Annotated in this window: 15 protein-coding genes; 3 read left to right on the top strand and 12 right to left on the bottom strand. The window is 57.5% G+C overall.

The genetic code is table 11. The annotated features are described in order from the left end of the window. Nucleotides 1-56 precede the first annotated feature (56 nt). Together rsmI and AC2TE5_RS20090 are read left to right on the top strand one after the other, a co-directional pair. Complete coding sequence (gene rsmI, locus AC2TE5_RS20095) at nt 57-920, top strand: 16S rRNA (cytidine(1402)-2'-O)-methyltransferase (RefSeq protein WP_484612272.1); 864 nt, start codon at nt 57-59, stop codon at nt 918-920. A 5-nt stretch (nt 921-925) separates the two neighbouring features. After that, nucleotides 926-1,906 carry a Fic family protein gene (locus AC2TE5_RS20090; protein ID WP_484612271.1) on the top strand — a complete coding sequence of 327 codons (981 nt, stop codon included), beginning with the start codon at nt 926-928 and terminating at the stop codon, nt 1,904-1,906. Between the two features lie 19 nt (nt 1,907-1,925). On the opposite strand, the gene AC2TE5_RS20085 is transcribed toward AC2TE5_RS20090, so the two are convergent. From AC2TE5_RS20085 to kbaZ, 11 genes are all read right to left on the bottom strand, one after another. After that, nucleotides 1,926-3,815: an alpha-galactosidase gene (locus AC2TE5_RS20085; RefSeq protein WP_213328888.1), complete on the bottom strand. Its 1,890-nt coding sequence runs from the start codon at nt 3,813-3,815 to the stop codon at nt 1,926-1,928. Nucleotides 3,816-3,832: 17 nt separating this feature from the next. Next, nucleotides 3,833-5,005, bottom strand: coding sequence for a MalY/PatB family protein (locus AC2TE5_RS20080; protein ID WP_484612270.1), 1,173 nt, complete (start codon nt 5,003-5,005; stop codon nt 3,833-3,835). Between the two features lie 12 nt (nt 5,006-5,017). Further along, nucleotides 5,018-6,589, bottom strand: a complete 1,572-nt coding sequence (gene malX / locus AC2TE5_RS20075; protein WP_023333567.1) for a maltose/glucose-specific PTS transporter subunit IIBC — start codon at nt 6,587-6,589, stop codon at nt 5,018-5,020. 116 nt (nt 6,590-6,705) lie between these two features. Then, entirely contained in the window at nt 6,706-7,578 is an 873-nt protein-coding gene (gene kbaY, locus AC2TE5_RS20070) for a tagatose-bisphosphate aldolase subunit KbaY (protein WP_045134778.1), read from the bottom strand. A gap of 12 nt (nt 7,579-7,590) precedes the next feature. Beyond that, nucleotides 7,591-8,739, bottom strand: a complete 1,149-nt coding sequence (locus AC2TE5_RS20065) for an SIS domain-containing protein (protein WP_484612269.1) — start codon at nt 8,737-8,739, stop codon at nt 7,591-7,593. A 246-nt stretch (nt 8,740-8,985) separates the two neighbouring features. After that, complete coding sequence (gene nagA / locus AC2TE5_RS20060) at nt 8,986-10,119, bottom strand: N-acetylglucosamine-6-phosphate deacetylase (RefSeq protein WP_484612268.1); 1,134 nt, start codon at nt 10,117-10,119, stop codon at nt 8,986-8,988. Further along, entirely contained in the window at nt 10,116-10,550 is a 435-nt protein-coding gene (gene agaF, locus AC2TE5_RS20055) for a PTS galactosamine/N-acetylgalactosamine transporter subunit IIA (RefSeq protein WP_159514984.1), read from the bottom strand. The genes nagA and agaF overlap by 4 nt, the downstream gene beginning before the upstream one ends. Nucleotides 10,551-10,566: 16 nt before the next feature. After that, nucleotides 10,567-11,445 (bottom strand): PTS N-acetylgalactosamine transporter subunit IID, encoded by an 879-nt coding sequence (gene agaE / locus AC2TE5_RS20050; protein ID WP_029739649.1) that lies wholly within the window; start codon nt 11,443-11,445, stop codon nt 10,567-10,569. Continuing rightward, the gene (gene agaW / locus AC2TE5_RS20045) at nt 11,435-12,214 is read right to left on the bottom strand and encodes a PTS N-acetylgalactosamine transporter subunit IIC (protein ID WP_024906387.1); all 780 of its coding nucleotides are present in this window, start codon (nt 12,212-12,214) and stop codon (nt 11,435-11,437) included. Before agaW ends, agaE begins: the two co-directional genes overlap by 11 nt. A 10-nt stretch (nt 12,215-12,224) precedes the next feature. Beyond that, nucleotides 12,225-12,698, bottom strand: coding sequence for a PTS N-acetylgalactosamine transporter subunit IIB (gene agaV / locus AC2TE5_RS20040; protein ID WP_213328893.1), 474 nt, complete (start codon nt 12,696-12,698; stop codon nt 12,225-12,227). A gap of 20 nt (nt 12,699-12,718) precedes the next feature. Then, a complete protein-coding gene (kbaZ, locus tag AC2TE5_RS20035) occupies nt 12,719-14,014 on the bottom strand; it encodes a tagatose-bisphosphate aldolase subunit KbaZ (protein ID WP_484612267.1) in 1,296 nt (431 codons plus the stop codon). A 251-nt stretch (nt 14,015-14,265) separates the two neighbouring features. Here kbaZ and AC2TE5_RS20030 point away from each other — a divergent pair, with 251 nt between their 5' ends. After that, nucleotides 14,266-15,069: a DeoR family transcriptional regulator gene (locus tag AC2TE5_RS20030; RefSeq protein ID WP_063143552.1), complete on the top strand. Its 804-nt coding sequence runs from the start codon at nt 14,266-14,268 to the stop codon at nt 15,067-15,069. 46 nt (nt 15,070-15,115) lie between these two features. Here the strand turns inward: AC2TE5_RS20030 and garD are convergent, their stop codons facing one another. Beyond that, nucleotides 15,116-16,687, bottom strand: coding sequence for a galactarate dehydratase (gene garD / locus AC2TE5_RS20025; protein WP_484612266.1), 1,572 nt, complete (start codon nt 16,685-16,687; stop codon nt 15,116-15,118). Nucleotides 16,688-16,860 lie beyond the last annotated feature (173 nt).

The following is a 16,860-nucleotide window of genomic DNA, read 5'->3' as shown; positions in this document are numbered from 1 at the left end:
TCCAGTGATTTTTTTTACGCAATGCTCAATATTAAATCGGCAATACGGACGAAACAATGAAACAACACGAAACGGCAGATAATTCTCAAGGCCAGCTTTATATTGTACCTACTCCTATCGGGAATTTGTCTGATATTACCCAACGTGCGCTCACCGTACTGCAAGCTGTTGATTTAATTGCTGCTGAAGATACCCGCCACACTGGCCTGCTGCTGCAACACTTCGCGATTAACGCCCGTTTGTTTGCTCTGCACGATCACAATGAGCAACAAAAAGCCGAAACGCTGGTGGCGAAGCTGAAAGAGGGGCTGAACATTGCGCTGGTCTCCGACGCCGGTACGCCGCTGATCAACGATCCTGGCTATCACCTGGTGCGTACCTGTCGTGAAGCCGGTATTCGCGTTGTGCCCCTGCCGGGGCCGTGCGCCGCCATTGCTGCGCTGAGCGCGGCGGGTCTGCCGTCTGATCGTTTCTGCTATGAAGGCTTCCTGCCGGCCAAATCCAAAGGCCGTCGCGACGTGTTAAAAGACCTGGAGGCGGAACCGCGCACCCTGATTTTCTACGAATCCACGCACCGCCTGCTGGAGAGCCTGGAAGATATGGTGACCGTCTGGGGAGAGGCCCGCTACGTGGTGCTGGCGCGCGAGCTCACCAAAACCTGGGAAACGATCCACGGTGCGCCGGTGGGTGAACTGCTGGCGTGGGTGAAGGAAGACGAAAACCGCCGCAAGGGTGAAATGGTGCTGATTGTCGAAGGACATAAGGCGCAGGAAGACGCGCTGCCAGCCGACGCGCTGCGCACGCTGGCGCTGCTGCAGGCGGAACTGCCGCTGAAGAAAGCGGCGGCATTAGCGGCGGAGATCCACGGCGTGAAGAAAAATGCGCTGTACAAGCATGCGCTGGAGCAGCAGGGGGAGTAATCCAGATGAGCCGCTATCAGCCTCCGTTCACCATCACACCCTTTATCCTCAATCAGGTGGTTGAGATTGGTGAGCTATTGGGGCACTGGGCGGCACATTCAGGTAGAACTTCGCCGCTTCTCCGTAAAGAGAACCGTATTCGAACCATTCAGGCTTCGCTAGCCATTGAACACAACTCGCTGACGACAGGGCAGGTGACGGCAATCATGGATGGCAAGCGCGTGCTTGCACCTGAAAAAGATATTCAGGAAGTACGTAACGCTATCCTGGCATATGAAAAATTGCCCGAATGGAAGCCCTGGAAGCTCAATGACTTACTCAGTGCGCACCGATTATTGATGATGGGTCTGGTCGATCATCCCGGAAAGCTCAGAAATGGGGACGTAGGGGTGTACCGTGGAAACCAATTAGTCCACATGGCTCCGCCTGCCTCGCAGATGAACCGCCTTATCGACGATCTTCTTTCCTGGCTTAAGCAAACCGATCTTCACCCGCTGATTGCCAGCTCGGTATTTCATTACGAGTTTGAGTTTATTCATCCCTTTTCGGATGGAAATGGCCGCATGGGGCGGCTGTGGCAAACGCTGATCTTAAGCCAGTGGCGTGCAGAGCTTGCATGGCTGCCCGTTGAGACACTCATTCACTTCCAGCAAGCGCGCTATTACCAGATTTTAGGACAATGCGATCGGGCCAGTGATTGCACGGCATTCGTGGCGTTTATGCTGCAAAATTTGGCCGAAGCTTTGCGGGAAAGCATCGATATGACATCCATCGCGTCGGAAAAAATGTCGGAAGAATTGTCGGAAAAGGAAAACACTATCCTTGAGCTTCTTACCGTTCAACCGCAAATGACTGCGGTGATGTTGGCCTCTGTATTGGGCGTGACTTCCCGCACCGCGGAACGCTATCTCCATTCTTTGCAAACAAAAGGTAAATTAAAACGCCTGGGGGCAAGGAAAGGGGGAAGCTGGCAGGTGATGGCTTAACCTGCCAGCCGAACACTTTTTATTTTCCTGGCACCGCCTCAAACACCAGCGTTTCCAGCGGCTGCAGCGTAATCACCACCGCGTTTTTGTACTCCTCAGGTACGGTTGAATTACTGCCGTACACCGCTTTCAGACTAAACTGCGCCGCGTTTCCCGTCGGGATTTCGAAATCTTTCGCCAAATCCAGGAAGTAGCTTTGCGGCCTATCCGACGGGTTACGCAAGCCGAGAATCGCTTTGTCCTTGCTCCAGGATGCCCAGCCGTAAACCTGCAGCGCGGTTGGATCGCCACCAATCCAGTGCGTATCCACCAGCACGCTGGCGTTTTCCCGCGACCACTTCGCCGCCTGCGCAAGGGTATCCCACTTCGCCTTGTTAAGCATTGAAGGGGTGATATACAGCTCCTGTAGCTGCGTGCCGGTCGCGAAGTAGCTCCAGACCTGATCGGCAAAATCGCTGTCCGTTTGGATTTTCTCCAGCCCGTAATAGGCATTTTCCGCGCTGACGATCCCGTGGTACATCAGGGAGTTCAGCGGGAACAGCGGGCCTTTGCGCACAATGGAGCGGTACGTTTCCGCATCGCGGTAGGTCATCCACTGCTGCACCGGCGTGCCGGGGCCGTACAGGTTGATGTCATCGCCCTGGCGCCAGATCGAGTCGGCGTAGAACAGCCAGGACGGGCTGGCGTTGGTACCTGTCGTCAGGTTGATAAACAGATTCGGGTTGGCGCTGCGCATGTTATGCAGCAGGGCGATAGAGGCGTCAAAATCCGAGGCATACGGGCTGCCCTGGATATGCGCGTTGGCATTACCCATCCCGTCCAGCTTGAATGAGGTAATGCGTTCGTTTTTGATAAGCTTAACGATCTGCTCATTGAAGTTCTTAAAGTAGTTCGGCCCTGACAGCGCAAGCTTCCCGTCGACGGTTTCGAACCCATACTCTTTTGCATGCGAGACGCGAACGTCGCGCGGCTTGTTGTAGCCTCCCCACGGTGAGAGCCACAGTCCGACCGAGCTGTGCAGGCTGTCGGCTTTTTCCCGAACCTTGCCAAAACCGTTGCTGAATGCCGGGCCAAACAGCCAGCGCCCGGTAAGGTCGTCCCAGCCGTCGTCCAGCAGGAAGGCGTCCAGCGCCACGCCGCGTCCGGTAATGAACTCCTTATTCCACTCGTCCATCCGCCCCAGCACATCCTGCTCGGTGTACGGATTGAAAAAGCCGATATCCATCCAGCTGTTGTAGTGCAGATAAGGCTTGTACGGTCGTGGACGCACGGTATCAATAAACTGATTCACGCTGCGGCGCAGCTGGCTGATTTCCGGGAAGGTGCCGAACCAGGTGGTAAAGCTGACCGGAGTTTCCGGCTGGATCGGCGTTTTCAGTTCTACGTTGAGATTGGTGGTCGCCTCATAGGCGTAAGTGTTAACGATGGGCTTGTCCGGCAAAATAAAGAACGAATCAGCAACGATCGGTGAGCTGTTGATCGCCCCGTCAACATAGGGTGCCTGAGACTGCTTTTTCGTCGGGAAGAAGGTAATTTTCGCCACGTCTCGCGGCTGGCCGACTGCGGCAACGGTGTAGTCGATGCTGGCGTATTTTCCCTTCACCAGGTTCAGCTTCACCGTTACGTTAAAGTCCGGATGGGTAAAGTCGACGACAATTGCGTTGTCCTGCTTCTCGACGTGCTTAATGGTGAAATCCGCGGTGTGGATTTTTGTCTCGTCCGGCAGCGTCAGGAAGAACAACTCCTGCGGCGTGAGCGGATGGTTAGCCTTATTGTCCTTAACCACTACCGTTGAGTTTGCGTCATCAAACGACAGAGCAATATTGTCGTTATTGAGCGCGTAGTTGGCGGCCAGAGCGCCGTGAGAAACAAACAGGGCCAGCAGCGAGAGTGTGAGCACTTTTTTCATCAGGGTAAGATTCCTTATTAGTAATGCTTCAGCATTCGGTTGATGGATTGCTCCAGCCAGTAGCGCTGGGTGCCGAAGTTAATCCGCAGGTAGTTTTCGCCGTTTTGCACGTAGTGGCTGCCGTCTTCAATCACGACACCGGCCTGCTGGGCGAAATGTTGGGTCAACTCTGTGGCGCTGCGGTCGTCGGCGCTTACGTCTATCCAGGCCAGATACGACGATTCCGGGTTCATCATCTTCCACGCCGGGAAGTGGGTCTGAATAGCGTCCGCAAGGTAGCGGGCATTCCCTTGCAGATAGCCGTTCAGCGCGTCGAGCCACGGCAGGCCGTGCTGGTAGGCGAGAATAATCCCCCATACGCCGAATATATTGGGTGAGGTAATCGAGTTCTTCTCAAGCTGCTGGCGGAAGCGCTGGCGCAGCGAATCGTCCGGGATCATGGAGTAGGACGTTTTCAGCCCGCCCAGGTTGAAGGCTTTATTTGGCGACGTCAGCACGATCAGGTTGTCCAGTGCGGCACAGCCCGAGGTCAGACAGCTGACGAATGTGCCGTCCAGAATATGCTCAGCGTGAACCTCATCGACCACCAGAATCGTGCCGTAGCGTTTACAGAGATCGGAGACCTGGCGTATCTCATCCGCGCGCCAGATCCTGCCCGAGGGGTTATGCGGCGAGCAGAAGAACCACAGTTTTGGACGGTGGGTTTTGAGCTGCTCTTCAATCAGATCAAAATCCAGCTGATAGCGGTTTTCTTCCACGCGAAGCGGGTTAGCAAGGACCTGCACGCCCTGGCGCTGTGCCGCCATCGCAAACGGATCGTAGACCGGCGTGTTCATCATTACGCTATCGCCAGGCGTGCAGAACGCCTGAACCGTGTAATGCAGCGTGGAGACGGTGCCGTAGGTCAGCGTGATCCACGACTTCTCCACCTCAACCTGATGACGCGTGCGCTGGAAGGCCATCACCGCGTCGTAAAATTCGTCGAAGCACCAGGTATAGCCAAAGGTGCCGTGCTCCACGATGCGCTGGAAGCCTTCAATAACGGCAGGCGGCGAGGTGAAATCCATGTCTGCGATCCACAGCGGGATAAACCCCTGCGGGACATCACCAAAGCGCGAGCGGACAAACGCATGGTCCCATTTACGGCACTTATCGCTTTTACGCTCGATGATTTTGTCGAAATCAAACACAACAACCCCCTGTTAGATTAAGGCTTCAATGCCGGTTTTGACGCTCTGCACCTGCGGGCCGATGATCACCTGAACGCTGTGAGCATCCAGCACCACCACCGACAGGGCGCCAGCCGCTTTCAGCGCCTGCTGATCGATAAGCCCCATCTCCTTCACGACCAGGCGCAAGCGGGTGATGCAGTTGTCGAGCGACTCGATGTTCTCTTTGCCACCGAGCGCGCGCAGGATAAGCCCGTGATCGTATTTCGATTTTCCACGCGCGCGGGTGTTGGCTTCGACGGCCTGCTGCGCACCCTGCGCGTCCACCTCACGGCCCGGCGTCTTGATATCGTGTTTGAGGATGTACCAGCGGAAGACGAAGAAGTAGATGGCAAACCAGGCGATACCGACCGGGAACAGCAGATACCATTTGGTCGACATCCCCTGCATCACGCCGAAGATGAGCAGATCCAAAATCCCGCCGTCGGTGTTGCCGATGGTGACTCCCAGCAGGGCCATCACCATCAGCGCCAGGCCCGACATCACGATATGGAAGGCGTAAAGCGCGGGGGCGATAAACAGGAACAGAAACTCAATCGGTTCTGAAATACCGGTGACGACGGAAACCAGCACGCCGGAAAGCAGCAGCCCCTTAATTACCGGGCGGTTTTCCGGGCGCGCGGTGCGGTAGATGGCGTACGCCACGGCAGGCAGGCCAAAGATAAAGGTCGGCATAAAGCCTTGTGACAGAAACGCAGTAACGTGCGGGCTAAACGGCAGTCCGGCTTTCAGCTCGGCGTAGAAGATATTCAGCGCGCCGGCCACTTCATGACCGTTGACCATCTCAATGCCGCCTGCTGGCGTGAAGCGCACCATCGCCAGCAGAATATGGTGCAGACCAAAGGGTTTAAGCAGCAGCACGCCTACGCCGTAGAGGAACGGTCCGAAAACGCTGGTGCTCTGAATGATATGGCCAATTCCGGCAATCCCTAGCGCCACGTATTCCCACAATAGCGGGATAAACAGCCCGACCAGCGACAGCGTGAGTGCGGTAATGATGGGCACAAAACGAATGCCGCTGAAAAAGGCAAAAGCATCGTGTAACACGGTGTCCTGAAAACGCTCGTGCAGGAAGTAAGTGATTACCCCCACCACGATGCCGCCCAGCACGCCCATCTCCAGGGTCTGGATCCCCAGCACGATCGATTGTCCTACCTGTCTCATGGTGGCGGCGTCGGCAAGCTGGTGGGTGGCGGTCAGGTAGTAGTTGATGCTCATGTTCATCAGCATATAGCCAACGAACCCGGCAAAGGCGCCCACGGCCTTGTTGCGTTTGGCGAGGCCCATCGGGATAGCCATGGCAAACATCAGCGGCAGATAGGTAAAGGCGAAGCCGCCCACCATGGCGATAAAGCCAAAGGTCAGCTGCGTTAACTCGCCGCCCAGAAAGGGAAAGCTTTTAATAGTGGAAGGGCTGGTGACGGAGCTACCGATACCCAGCAGCAACCCCATAAAGGCCAGCAGAGAGACGGGGAACATAAACGTCTTTCCCAGGCTTTGGAAAAATTCCCACGCTTTCGATTTAAACGACTTTTCCTGTGTCATGTAGGGACTCCTCGGATTTTTAGGATAATGGAAGGCGCTGTCCGGCTTAAGGACGCGCCTTCATATTTGCGAGGCTTATAGTTATTTTTTAGGTATTGACGTAATGCGCGATGGGATCAGGCTTCGGCAGGAAGCAGGAGCCGGTTTGCCGAGCCGCAAACGGCGATCTTGCTTCTGACCACCTCTTTCATGGCGTCCATGCCGACCCGCATGTAGAAGCGCGGATCGTTACCCTGCGGGTTTTCGGCAAACCAGGCTTTAACCGCGTCAGAGAAGGCAATTTTCAGCTCGGTGGCCACGTTGACTTTGCATACGCCCAGCTCGATGGTGCGGCGAACAAACTCATCCGGCACATCGCTCGCGCCGTGCAGCACCAGCGGCACGGTGACCACTTCGCGGATTTCCGCCAGCCGCTGGAAGTCGATTTTCGGACGTTTGGTATACAGGCCGTGTGCGGTGCCGATGGCGACGGCAAGGCTATCGACGCCGGTCAGTTCGACGAAGCGTTTCGCCTCCTGCGGATCGGTGAGGAACGCGCTTTCGGCGTCCACGCTCATGTCATCTTCCACGCCGCCCAGACGGCCCAGCTCTGCTTCGACGCTGCAGTCGTTGAGGTGGCAGAAATCGACCACCGACTTCACCAGCTTCACGTTTTGTTCAAACGGATAGTGGCTGCCGTCGATCATCGCGCTGCGCACGCCCGCGTTGACCTTGCGGCGAATATCGTCCAGCGATTCGTGGTGATCGAGATGCAGCGCCAGCGGCATGTCGTAGGTGTGGGAGTATGCGCTGCACAGGGCGTAGATCTCTTCCAGCGCAATATGCTTAAAGGTGCCCGGCGTGCCCGCGAGGATCACCGGCGATCGCATTTCGCTGCACGCTTCAAGGATCGCCTGGATCGTCTCCGCGTTGTGGATGTTGAACGCCGGAACGGCGTAGCCTTTTGCCTGTGCGTCCTGCAGAAGATATTTGGTTGAAATGATACTCATGATCCGATCCTCTTAAGCCTGCCACGGGTGAATAACAACGCCCTGCACTACGCGGTTGACCGTCCCGCTGGCGGATGGCGTATCGGGCGTATTGCCTACGCCGATCGACTGGGTGAGCGCAAAGACCTGGGCATACATCAGGAAGCAGAACGCCTGTTCCATATCGATAAACGGACGTGAAGGCGGCAGCAGAATGTGCGGACCCGCTTCAATGACCGGATCGTTTTCAGCGGCGATGGCGACGACGCGCAGGGCCTGGCGATCGCGGCGCAGCTCGGCTAGCAGATCCAGATCGTACTGACGCGTATACGGATGGCTGGAGATGAACACCACCACCAGCGTTTCGCTATCGACCAGCGACTTCGGCCCGTGACGGAAGCCCGTCGGGGAATCGTAAAACGCCGCCAGCTTGCCCGCCGTCAGCTCCAGCACCTTCAGCGCCGATTCGCGCGCCGCGCCCTGCAGGCCGCCGCTTCCCAGATAGACAACGCGTTTCCACGCTTCATTGCCAAAGACGCCGTGGCTGAAATCACCGAGCGCAGTGAGGATCGCCTGACAGCGATCGGCGACGTCGCGGAAGGTGTGGCTATTGATCGTTTCCGGAGCAAACACCGCCAGACAGCTCGCCATCATGGTGGTGATGCTGCTGGTCATCGCGAACCCGCGATCGTGCGTTTCGGCAGGCATCAGCAGGGCAAAGGCGTTATCGCTGTCGACGGCGTTCTGATACAGGCTGCCCGCCTCGTTACAGGTGATCGGCAGGTGGTAGCACTCCGGCACGAACTGGTTTGCCAGCTCAACGGCCGCGACGCTTTCCGGGCTGTTGCCGGAGCGGGCAAACGAAATCAGCAGCAGCGGATGCGCAGGGCTGAAGTAGTCCATCGGGTTCGTGACCAGATCGGTTGTCGGCACGGCAGTGAAGTTTTTCCCGGTGTAGCTCGCGAGCCAGGGAGAAACGATATCGCCGATAAAGGCGGACGTGCCCGCGCCGGTCAGGACGATCCGCAGATCGTCCTTGCGCAGCAGCGGCGTCAGGAAACTGTCGATCGAAGCACGCAGGTTATCGATGTTGTTGAGCGAGCGGATCCAGCTGGCAGGCTGCTGGCGGATCTCTTCCTCGGTCCAGGTGCCGGTTGTCGCGGCGGTAGTGGTTTGTGGCATAACTCAGTCCTTAGTCGTGTGAATTCCACATCAGACGCTGGCAATCGTGTCGCTATCTTTCGTTTCGTTTCACTTGTTCACTTAAGCAGTTAAATAAAATCTATAGAAAAGAAATCGAAACTTCAATGAAAGAAAAGAAATAAAACGAAAAGTGTGATCGTGAAAGGAAAGGGAAGAGTTAAGGAAAGGAAAAGAAAGGCCTTACGATCGGGTGCCGTAAGGCCAACAGGAGACACAGTGAAAGGGCTAAAGGGGGAGAGCCTGGCCCTGAATCCAGATCTGCTGGAGGTGTAACCCCCCGTCCAGCGCAATGACATTGGTGCGTTTACCCGGGTCTAAGGAGCCGAGCTGACCGTCAACGCCCAGCAGCCGGGCAGGGTGCAGCGAGGCCATATGGATAGCGTCTTCGGCGGTTACGCCCGCATACTCCACCATATTCCTGACCGCAGCATCCAGCGACAGCGTGCTGCCCGCCAGCCCGCCGGAGCCGGTTCGAACCACGCCGTTTTGCATCGAGACCTCTTCGCCACAAAGCGTATACCGTCCGTCCGGCATACCTGCCGCCTGCATGGCATCGGTAATCAGCACCACGCGCTCCTGCGCGCAGCAGCAGCATAAGCGCAGCGCCCCCGGATGGACGTGGTGGCCGTCGGCAATCAGCTCCAGCCACGCCCTTTTGTCCGTAAGCCCTGCGCCGACCATGCCGGGCTCTCTGTGGTGCAGCCCCGTCATGCCGTTGTAGCAGTGAACCAGCCCGTCGGCACCCGCATCAAACGCGGCGAGAGTTTGCCGGTACGTGGCAGCGCTGTGGCCCAGCATCACGCGTATACCGCGCTGTTTAAGATGGCGAATCGCCTGCAGCGCGCCGGGTTTTTCTGGCGCGAGCGCCACCACCCGTAGCGTGCCCTGTGAAACGTCAGCCAGCCTGTCCAGCTCGGCGATATCCAGCTCCCTGAAGAGCTCCGGCGGATGCGCCCCTTTGTTCTGCGGCGTAAAGTACGGTCCTTCCAGATAGCTGCCCAGGATCTGCGCGCCGGGACCGCCGGACTGAGTGCGCCGGGCGATACGTATCAGCGCGGCGTGGATACTCTCCAGCGGCGCGGTCACGGTGGTGGGCAGAAATGCGCCCACGCCTTCGCGGGCTTTATGCATTGCCAGAGTATCCAGCACGCCGGGCGCATCATCCATGACGTCCACGCCCGCGCCGCCGTGGACGTGCGTATCGATATAGGCCGGGCAAAGCAGCTCCGCATCCCGCGTCGTAACGCCCGCCGGGATGGGTTCAATCGCCGCAACCGCACCGCTTTCAATGCGTAGCTGGTGGTCGTCCAGCCAGCCCTGTTCGGTAAGGATCCGTCGCGCGCGCAGCAGCTGGCTCATATCCCTTCCTCAGCAGGGGCTTCCTCGCGACAGCGCCCCAGCTCGTCCACCAGGCTCGTCAGGCCGCGGTGTCCGCACTCCAGCGCCTGCAGACGAAACGCTTCGCTGCTTAATCCGTCGCGCTCCAGCACCATCTCCAACAGCAGCTGCAGGTTGGTGCCGGTGATCACTTCGCGGCCCGGCCTTTGCATCGCGAGCGTTGACGCCACGCGGAACGGCGTTCCGCCGAGCAGGTCGGTGAGAAACACAATATCGTGCTGCGCATCGAGTTCGCTCACCGCCTGCTCAAGCTGAGCGGTCAGCCGCGCGGTGGTAGAGGTTTCAGGAAAATCGATGGCGATAAACTGCGGCTGCTCGCCGAGGATCTGCTTCATCGCCTGCTCAAGCCCGCTGGCAAACCCGCCGTGACCCGTCAAAATAATGCCTAACATCGCAACCTCTTTGCTTTTACAGGAAGTGACAGAATTTACCGACAACGCCCAGCAGCACGGTGATACCGATTAGCCGCAGCGGGCTCCAGCCGCGGCGTACCAGCCAGAACATCGTCAGGGTGTAGACAAGCGGCAGGAACGCGGGCATCAGCTTGTCGATGACGTCGGCCTGCAGTTTGACGACCGCATCACCCGCCTTGATTTCGAGCGTGGTATTGAGGCGGACGTAGGTTGCCACCAGCGCGCCGATCACCGTCATCCCCACGATAGACGCTGCGTGGCCAACCTTTTTGGTGTTGGCTTTAATCAGCGGAATGGCCGCGACGCCCATCCGGTAAGCGTAATGCGCCAGGCCAAAACGCAGGCCGAGGTGTACCACGTTAAACAGCACGATAAAGACCACCGCGCCCAGAATCGATCCTTGCAGCGCCAGGCTGGCACCAATACCGCCGCAGATGGGCAGCAGGGTTAGCCAGAACATGGCGTCGCCAATGCCGCCGAGCGGCGCGCCGACGGCAATTTTGGTGCTCTGGATGCTGTTCACATCCTGCTTGGATCGCTCCATCGCCAGAATGATGCCGATAACAAAGGTCACCAGGAACGGGTGGGTGTTAAAGAAGCCCATATGGCCTTTCATCGCCCGCGCCAGGTCCCGCTTGTTGGTGTGGATCTTTTTCAACGCGGGCAGCAGCCCGTACAGCCAGCCGGAGGCCTGCATACGTTCGTAGTTAAACGAGGCCTGCAGCAGCATGGAACGCCAGGCCACGCGGTTAATATCCTTTTTCGTCAGTTCGGCACCGATGTTTTGGTCTTCGTAGACGTTTTCATTCACGCCGGTCAGCAGCGTCTCTTCGCTTTCAGACACGCCCGGCAGGGTGGTTTGGTTAGATGCCATCTTCGAATTCCTCTTTCTGGGCTGCGGGAGCCGTCGGTTCAGGTGATTTACGCATCAGGTCGATCAGCGCCATGGCCAGCGCGGCCGCCGCAATCGCCAGCACCGGAAGCTTGAGCCAGGCGGCGGCGACAAAACCGATAATGAAGTAAGGGATGTAGACGTTTTTCATCATGATCTTCAGCAGCACGGCGAAGCCGATGGCTGGCATGATGCCGCCCGCGACGCCGAGGCCGTCAATCAGACGCGCTGGCAGAACGTCAATGGCGGTTTTCGCATGTTCCGCACCGAAGTAGATCGGCAGGAACGCGCACAGAAAATAGAAGATGCCGAGCGCCAGCAGCGCAAGATAGTTAACCCGTTCAATACCGTGAGTATCTGCATTGGCCGCCATGCGGTCGCAGCGCGACATGACGCCGGACATCACCGAGAAGAGGAACGTAATCCCCATCTGAACCGCAACGGCAAACGGCACGGCGACGCCAACCGCTACTTCTGGCTTCACACCGGTGCTGATGGCAAAGGCGGTACCCACGATGGTGCCGATAATGACGTTTGGCGGCTGGGCACCGGCGAGCGGGGCCAGCCCCATCCAGACCAGCTCTAACGTACCGCCGGTCAAAATGCCGGTGTGCAGATCGCCCAGAATCAGGCCGACCAGCGGCCCGAGTACCACCGGGCGGTGCATGTGCGTTAACCCGTTAAACATATCCAGACCGGCGATAAAGGCGAGTATGCCTAACCCCAGCGCCTGCAACAGACTGATTTCCATTGTGAATCCCTCAGAGCAGTTTAAAGAGATCCAAAGCAGTTTCTGTTGGAACGCCCTGAACGAAGCATTCCACACCGGCCGCTTTCAGGCCGTTGAACGCGGCGATATCGTTCGTGTCGACAGAGACCGTTTTGGCAATTTGTTGTTTGCCACTGGCGTAGTGCATGTTTCCGACGTTAATACGGGTGATGGGCACGCCGCCCTCAACCAGCTTCAGAAAATCGGCGGGTGATTTGCAGACCAGCAGGATTTTCTGGCGGTCAGCGGCGCGATGAATGTTGTCGATGACCTTTTGCAGCGACCAGAAGCGCACGGCGATCCCTTCCGCGAGCACCATTTCCATCAGGTTCTGTTGAACCGGATCCTCAGCGACCTCATCGTTAGCGACCAGCACCAGGTTTGCCCCCGCAAACCCCACCCACTGCACGCCCACCTGACCGTGGATCAGGCGTTCGTCGATGCGGCATAAGACAATGTTTGGCATAGCGGTTTCCTCTTTTTTAATTATGCGTTTTGAGTCGTTACGCCTTCGCAGGCGGCGTGGTACTGCTGGAGTATGTCCTGAATGTGGTCGATGATGAGTTCCCGTGGCGTTGACTTGAGAGCGCCCTCGCGAACTTTGCCGTACTGCAACGGCAGGTACTGGCTGATCAGCGGCAGAGGAATAGGCTCGTCAGCCAGGTTACGCACCAGCCGTTCAAAGGCGTCGTCGATCTGGCTGTCCGGCCAGTAGTAGCGCACGCGGTCTGAGTAGCTGTAGCCGCGCGCCAGGCGACGCGCGTTGCCGTCACCGTGGTAATGGCTTTGCCAGTATTCCGGGCGATCGAGCATGACGTTTTCCAGCACGTGACGCAGGCCGGAGCTGGCTTTTGCCGGCAGCAGCTCCTCTTCTATGGCGGCCAGCGAGAACAGCGCTTCGCGCAGGGCGAAGGTCAGGGCGGGGCCAACTTTCAGAATCGCAAAGTGATCGTTGACCAGCTGACGCAGCGCCTGCGGCGTCTGGTAGTCGGTGGAGTGCGCTTCAAACACCAGCGTATCGTAGGCTTCAACCATTTTGCTCAGGGCAACGGCTTTCTGCGGCTGATAGTCGCAGACGTGCGCGTGGTCGAACTCCACGCCAGGCTGGACCACCAGGCCAATAATGCGCGGCCAGATGTCGCTCAAGCCTTCCTTTTCGAACGCGTGGCGGTGCGCTTCAAGCGTGGCGCGTGCCGCGTCCGGCGTGGTGACGGCAAGTTCTGTGAGCGTCTCGTGCGCGCCACCGGGAACCGGCACTTCCGTGCCGATAACGTAGACCAGATCGGATTCACCAAACTGCTCGCGACAGGTCGCTTCGGCAATCTTCGCCAGGCGTGCGGCGCGACCGGCGACGATCGCATCGGTCAGGGGAACCGGATCGTCCTCGCAGGACATGCTGCAGTCGAGGTGGATCTTTTTGAATCCGGCAGAAACATAGCTTTTGATCAGATCGTCGGCGTTCGCCATCGCCTGTTCTGCAGGGAGATTTTGCCAGCGGTTAGGGCCCAAATGATCGCCGCCGAGGATCAGCTGTGACGTCGGGAAACCGAGCGAATCGGCAAGCTGGCAGACAAATCCGTAAAAATCCGCAGGCGTCATGCCGGTATAGCCGCCAAACTGATCCACCTGGTTGGAGGTGGCCTCGATCAGCAGCGGCGAATGATGCGAATGCGCGTAACGAATGGCAGCTTCAAGTACCAGCGGATGTGCGGAACAGACGGCATAGATCCCGTTTGAATTCCCTCGTTTATGTTGTTCCACCATTTCTGTCAGATGTTTCACTTTCCTCTCCATTTCGGATGGTAATGACACTTGTCTTTCGTTTTGTTTCATTTAATCCTGCATCATGGTGATATAAAAATAAAACGAAAGATAATAGATTTCCGATCTGTTTCACAAAAGAAACATAATGAAAGGTTTCAGCTCCGTGTTGGCTTGCTTCTGGACGTAAGGCGGGACTTGCATTCCCGGAAAAGAAAGGCCTTAATAGGCAAAACGAAATGAAACGAAAGACTATTTATTAAGGAGCTCGTATGAGCAGCACCGATTCATCCGCGGAAAAGCGCATCACCGGTACCAGTGAAAGGCGAGAGCAGATCATTCAGCGGTTGCGGGCGCAGGGAAGCGTGCAGGTTAACGACCTGTCTCATCTGTACGGCGTATCGACGGTGACGATCCGCAACGACCTGGCGTTCCTGGAGAAGCAGGGCATTGCCGTTCGCGCTTACGGTGGGGCATTGATATGCGAAGGCAACATGCCGGGCGCTGAGCCTTCCGTGGAGGATAAAAGCTCGCTGAATACGGCGGTGAAGCGCAGCATCGCACAGGCCGCTGCCGCGCTGGTCAAACCCGGGCACCGTATTATTCTGGACTCCGGCACCACGACGTTTGAAATCGCCCGCATGCTGCGCCAGCACACGGACGTCATTGCGATGACCAACGGGATGAACGTGGCGAATGCGTTGCTGGAAGCGGAAGGGGTGGAATTGCTGATGACCGGCGGGCATCTGCGCCGTCAGTCGCAATCTTTCTACGGTGACCAGGCAGAACAGTCGCTACAGAATTACCATTTTGACCTGCTGTTCCTGGGCGTTGACGCCATCGATCTCGATCGCGGCGTGAGCACGCACAACGAGGATGAAGCCCGTCTGAACCGCAAAATGTGCGAGGTGGCGGAGCGCATTATCGTTGTCACTGACTCCAGCAAATTTAACCGCTCAAGCCTGCATAAAATCATTGATACGCAAAGGATTGATATGATTATTGTCGATGAAGGCATTCCGGCGGAGAGCCTGGACGGGCTGCGGAAAAGCGGGATTGATGTGGTGTTGGTTTAAGGTTTTTACCCTCTCCCCTATGGGGAGAGGGCAGGGTAAGGGGAAGTCACGTCACCGGTGCCGGGTTAAACACCGCCAGCTGATTATGCAGCCCCCACTGGTCGGAGAACGTTTTCTTCCGTCCGCTGGCGACATCCAGAATGAAGTGGAACAGTTTCCAGCCCACGTCCTCAATACTCTCTTCTCCGGTGGCGATGGTGCCCGCGTTGATGTCCATCAAGTCATACCAGCGGTTTGCCAGCTCGGTGCGGGTCGCCATCTTGATTACCGGCACCGCCATCAGGCCGTACGGCGTGCCGCGCCCGGTGGTAAAGACCTGCACCGTAATGCCGGACGCCACCTGCTGCGTGCCGCAGACGAAGTCGCTGGCAGGCGTTGCCGCGTAAATCAGGCCGCGTTTCGTCGGGCGCTGGCCCGGAGAGAGCACTTCCACAATCGCGCTCTGGCCGGATTTGGCAATCGACCCGAGGGCTTTTTCCACCACGTTTGCCAGGCCGCCTTTTTTGTTGCCCGGAGACGGGTTGGCGCTGCGGTCGGTTTTGCCCATATCGAGATAGCTATCGTACCAGGCCATTTCCTCGAGCAGGCGCTTGCCCACCTCTTCATTCACGGCGCGTGGCGTCAGCAGATGGATGGCGTCACGCACTTCGGTCACCTCGGAGAACATCACCGTGGCGCCGCAGCGCACGAACAGATCGGATGCATAGCCCACCGCCGGGTTGGCCGTCACGCCGGAGAAGGCATCGCTGCCGCCGCACTGGGTGCCCACTACCAGTTCCGAGGCCGGGCACGTTTGGCGCTGGCGCCGGTTGAGTTTGTCGAGATGACGCTCTGCCACCTGCAGAATATCGTCGACCATTGAGCGGAACCCAACGTGGCGTTCGTCCTGCAGGCGCACGATGCTGGCCTCGTCTACCGGAATGGCTTTGACATCTTCAGTGCCCTGCAGCAGGCGCTCGGGCTGCAATTTTTCACACCCCAGACCGATGACCATCACCTCGCCGCCAAAGTTCGGATTCAGTGCGATATTGTGAATGGTACGGATAGGCACCACGGCAGCGGGTGCGTTAATCGCCACGCCGCAGCCGTAGAGGTGGTTCAGGCCTACCACGCCGTCGACGTTCGGGTATTTCGGCAGCAGATCGCGTTCGATGATTTTCACCACATAATCCACGACGCCCGCCACGCAGTGTACGCTGGTGGTAATGCCGAGCAGGTTCTTGGTGCCGACGCTGCCGTCCGCGTTGCGGTAGCCTTCGAAGGTATAGCCCTCCAGCGGAGGAAGCGGTTCCGGCACGCGGGTCGCCAGCGGAAGCGTGTTCAGCGGCGGCGCTTCAGGCAGCGCCACCAGAGACTCCTCAACCCAGCTACCCTGTGGTATAGAGCGAACGGCATAGCCGATGACTTCACCGTAACGTACGATTTCGCTATTATCAGGGATATCCACCAGCGCCACCTTATGCCCCTGCGGAATATGCTCAATCAATTCCAGCCCGTCCGGGAAGCGGGTGCCCGCTTTTAAGCCATTATCGTTGACAATAATCGCCACATTATCGGTGTCGTGTACTTTTATATAAAACGCCGTCGGCGATGCCTGTCGAATTTCAATGTCGGCCATTGTTCAGTATTCTCCAGCAAAGTGTCTGATAATAATTCCAGCCAATTTTCTAATGGTAGAAATAAATACGCGGCTTTCAGAATTAAAGCATGTCAGCATAGGGGGCATGAAAATGTGATCGCGATCGCTCCCGAACCGGTAATCCCTGATTCTGTGCATTAGCGCCCAGTGCT

This window comes from Enterobacter sp. N5-15 (assembly GCF_057221635.1).
The sequence above is the reverse complement of the archived record's forward strand: the minus strand, read 5'-3'. Positions and strand labels throughout refer to the sequence as shown.